This is a genomic window from Streptomyces sp. SID9727 (assembly GCF_010550605.1).
In the GTDB taxonomy this organism is placed as follows: Bacteria; Actinomycetota; Actinomycetes; order Streptomycetales; family Streptomycetaceae; genus Streptomyces.
The window spans coordinates 1-3,426 of sequence record NZ_JAAGNI010000324.1 but is presented as its reverse complement, the minus strand read 5'-3'; the positions used below and the strand labels follow the sequence as shown (position 1 = coordinate 3,426).

Below are 3,426 nucleotides of genomic sequence, written 5' to 3'. Positions count from 1 at the left end.
CGTCGGGTCCGCTGCGGGCGGCCTCGACGATCTCGGCCCGGTTCTCCGGGCCCGCGACGGCGGCAAGGCAGCGGGCGGCGGGCACGTGGAGGACGCTGCCGCGCTCCAGTCCTTGCCGGGCCCAGTCGAAGACCGCCTGGACGCTCCAGCCGGGCCGGGGGCCGCCGGGGCGCATCTGGCGCTGCCAGCGGTCGAAGGACCCCTGCTCGGAGGCGGCCCGGACGCGGGCGCCGACCGCCTCGCGCGGGTCGTCGGCCCACAGGCGCCAGGGGCGGGGCTCGTAGGCGTCCCGGACGGTCGCGGCCAGCTCGGCTCGGCCCTCGGGGTCGTCGGGGAAGCGGGCGAGCACGGGCTCGGCGAGGGAGCGGAGTCCGGCGTCGTCGTCGCGCAGGGCCAGCTCGTCCAGGGCCCAGGCCCAGTTGGAGCCGGTCGCGGCATAGCGCCGCAGCAGGGCGAGGGCGTCGCCCCGCCCGTAGGAGGCGAGGTGGCCGAGGACGGACAGGGCGAGGCCGGTCCGCGAGTCCTCGGTGTCGAGGTGGTCCTCGGGGTCGGTCAGGTGCCGCTCGATCTCCTCGACACCGCCGTCGAGGTCGAGGTAGAGGCGCGCGTAGTACAGGGAGCGGTTCTCCACCTGCCAGTCGTGGCGCGGGTCGCTCAGGACGCAGTGGTGGAGCGCGGCCAGGGCCTCCGAGCGCGGTGCGGCGAGCGCGTGGAGCGTGCCGTCGCCACGGCCTCTCTGGAGCAGGCCGAGCAGGGTGCCGCTCGGCGCTATGAACGGATCGAACATGGAAGAAGCCTCACATCAAGCTGTCGACACAACCGGGACTGTGCAGTTCCACGTGCTCGGGGACGAGCACTGGGGCGAGCCCTAGGCCGCGCAGCAACATGATTCGCCGACCGCCGTCTTCCGCCTGGTGTAGAGCATCTTCCTCTGCCTCTCGTCGGTTGGCCCGGATCGGGCCCGCGACGTCATGATGACCCAGCCATTTCGCCACCGCGACCACATTTACGGCGTACCCGGTCAACGGGCTCCGAAGAGTTCCAGCAGGTCGTCCTTGCCGAACATGCGTGCGGTGTCGACCGCGGAGGGCGTTCCGGCGGCCGGATCGGCACCCGCGTCGAGGAGGGCGCGGATCACCGTTTCCTCACCCTTGAAGACCGCTCCGGCGAGGGGGGTCTGGCCCCGGTCGTTGGCCCGGCCCGGGTCGGCGCCGCGGGCGGCGAGGGCGGTGACCGCGGGGGCGTGCCCGTGGTAGGCGGCGAGCATCAGCAGCGAGTCGCCCCGGTCATTGGTGAGGTTGGCGGGCACCCCGGCGTCCACGTAGGCGGCGAGGGCGTCGGCGTCGCCGGCCCGCGCCAGGTCGAACACCTTGGAGGCCAGCTCCACGACCTCGGGATCGGGGACTTCGCTCATCGGGGTACCGCCTTCCTTGAACGTTCGCGGGCCGCCGCCGGCGGCCGGGACGTGCACGGCGGGGGCCGTGCGAGTGAACCGACAGGGTACTGCCCGTGCGGGTACATGATCAGGCCCGGGCTCCACCTCCGCCGCTCGGGTGAATAATCACCCTTTTAACCCGATTGCACCTTTTATCTTATGGATACTTGGGGTGAGCCTGGAAGGACTCATGGTGACCGTCCCCTCCAACCAGGAGCACACTCATGATCCTTTCCATGTCCGGCGTCGTCATCCTCGGCATCATCGTCTTCCTGTTCTTCAGGAAGGACGGCCTCAAGGCGTCGCACGCCCTCGTCACCGCCCTGTTCGGCTTCTACCTGGCCGGGACCGCCATCGCACCGAGCATCACCGCGGGCGGAGCGAGCCTGGCCGGACTCCTGGGCGGGATCAAGTTCTGACCCTCCGCCTCCGCACCGACCCCTTCAGGAGACAGACGTGGCCAGGCGACCACTCCCCCGCATTCTGAGCAGCGGCGGCGCTTCGATCACTCGCAGCCGAGAGTTCGCGCGCACGGCCGCCGACAGCGCCACCGACGTGCTCCATCCGCTGATCACGCTCACGCGCGGTCTGCGGCTGCTGGCCGGCGCAGGACGGCAGAGGTGGGCCGCGACGCCCAAGGACCGGCGTGGACCCACGCTGTTCCTCGTCGCGGCCTGCGTACTCGTGGTCGCGCTCATCCCGTACGGGCCGCTGCTGGCCCTCGTCACGGTGATGGGCGCGGCCGCATGGAAGGGACGCGGCCGCACCCCCGTCAGAACCGGCCCGGACGAGGCGGAGACCGCGCGGCTGCGATCCCTGTACGAAGCGCTCGTGCCGTACTTCTCGACGGCCGAGGACCCCGCCCCGCTGTTCGGTCACGGCGGCGAGTGGGAGAAGGTCTTCAGCGGCTACGAGTTCGACGGCGACGGCCGCGTCACACGCCTCCAGGTCGCCTATCCCGCGTACTTCACCGACAGCGAGCCCGAGTCCCGGGCCCGGATCGAACAGCTGCTGCACGCCAAGTCGGGCCGTGGCCGGGAGTACCGGTTCAGCTGGGACGAGGAGGGCAACCGGCTCGTGATGAGCGTCCTCGACGCCCTGCCGACCTCGCTCACCGCCCAGCGCTTCGTCACCGCCCCCGGGGAGACCGTCCTCGGCTTCACGGACGAGGACGCCGTACGGCGCACCCTCCCGGTCAGCGACGGCGACGGCACCCGGGACGCGCCCGGCGTCGTCTGGCGCACCGGCCCCCGCTCCACCGAGCCGCACCTGCTCGTCGCCGGGCAGCCCGGCAGTGGCACCACTACCCTGCTGCGGTCCATCGCCCTCCAGGCGCTCCAGCAGGGCGACGTCCTCATCGTGGAGGGCAGCGGCACCGGCGAGTACGCCTGCTTCACCGGGCGCGAGGGCGTCCTGGCCGTCGAATGCGGGCCCGCCGGCGCGCTCTCCACCCTGGAGTGGGCGGCCAACGAGACGCAACGCCGGCTGATCGAGGCGAACCGCGCCCGGCAGGCCGGCGACCCGGTCCCCGAGGACCTGACGCGGCCGCTCTGGATCCTGCTGGACCGGCCGAGCGCGCTCGCCCGGCCGGCCGGCGACGGCTCGCCCGACGCACAGGAACTGCTCCAGATCCCGCTGCGGCACGGCCGGGCCGCCCATGTCGTCGTGGTGCTGGCCGAGGCGTTCGACCACCTCGACGGCCTGGGCGAGACGGTCCGGACGCACACCAGGGCCCGGGTGGTGCTCGGCGACTGCACCGCGGAGCAGGTCGAGGCGGTGCTCGGCACCGGGCCGCACACCACCCCGCCGCCGGACGCCCCGGCCGGCCGCGGCTACGCCCGGTTCGGCGCCGGACCGGTCCTGCGCATCCAGGTCCCGGCCACGCCCGACCCGTACGACGACGCCACCAGCGAGGCCCAGCGCGCGGCGGTGCTGAGCCTGCTGCCGGAGCGGCGCACGGCGGTGGAGGCGGGAGCGCCGGAACCGGCACC

The 3,426-nt window shown here is 73.0% G+C and carries 3 protein-coding genes and 1 pseudogene; 2 read left to right on the top strand and 2 right to left on the bottom strand.

What is annotated here, in order from left to right; genetic code table 11:
* Nucleotides 1–787: pseudogene (locus G3I41_RS22170) on the bottom strand (HEAT repeat domain-containing protein); the annotation flags it as partial.
* A 234-nt stretch (nucleotides 788–1,021) separates the two neighbouring features.
* The gene (locus G3I41_RS22165) at nucleotides 1,022–1,414 is read right to left on the bottom strand and encodes an ankyrin repeat domain-containing protein (RefSeq protein WP_164402156.1); all 393 of its coding nucleotides are present in this window, start codon (nucleotides 1,412–1,414) and stop codon (nucleotides 1,022–1,024) included.
* A 245-nt stretch (nucleotides 1,415–1,659) separates the two neighbouring features.
* On the opposite strand from G3I41_RS22165, the gene G3I41_RS22160 reads away from it, so the two are divergent.
* Complete coding sequence (locus tag G3I41_RS22160) at nucleotides 1,660–1,854, top strand: hypothetical protein (RefSeq protein ID WP_018103962.1); 195 nt, start codon at nucleotides 1,660–1,662, stop codon at nucleotides 1,852–1,854.
* Between the two features lie 37 nt (nucleotides 1,855–1,891).
* Nucleotides 1,892–3,426, top strand: a 1,535-nt coding sequence (locus G3I41_RS22155; protein ID WP_164402155.1) for an ATP-binding protein, incomplete at its 3' end; no start/stop codon positions are given.

Coding starts and splice junctions, on each gene's coding strand:
- G3I41_RS22165 (WP_164402156.1), bottom strand. CDS start 1,414: ATGAGCGAAGTCCCCGATCCCGAGGTCGTGGAGCTGGCCTCCAAGGTG.
- G3I41_RS22160 (WP_018103962.1), top strand. CDS start 1,660: ATGATCCTTTCCATGTCCGGCGTCGTCATCCTCGGCATCATCGTCTTC.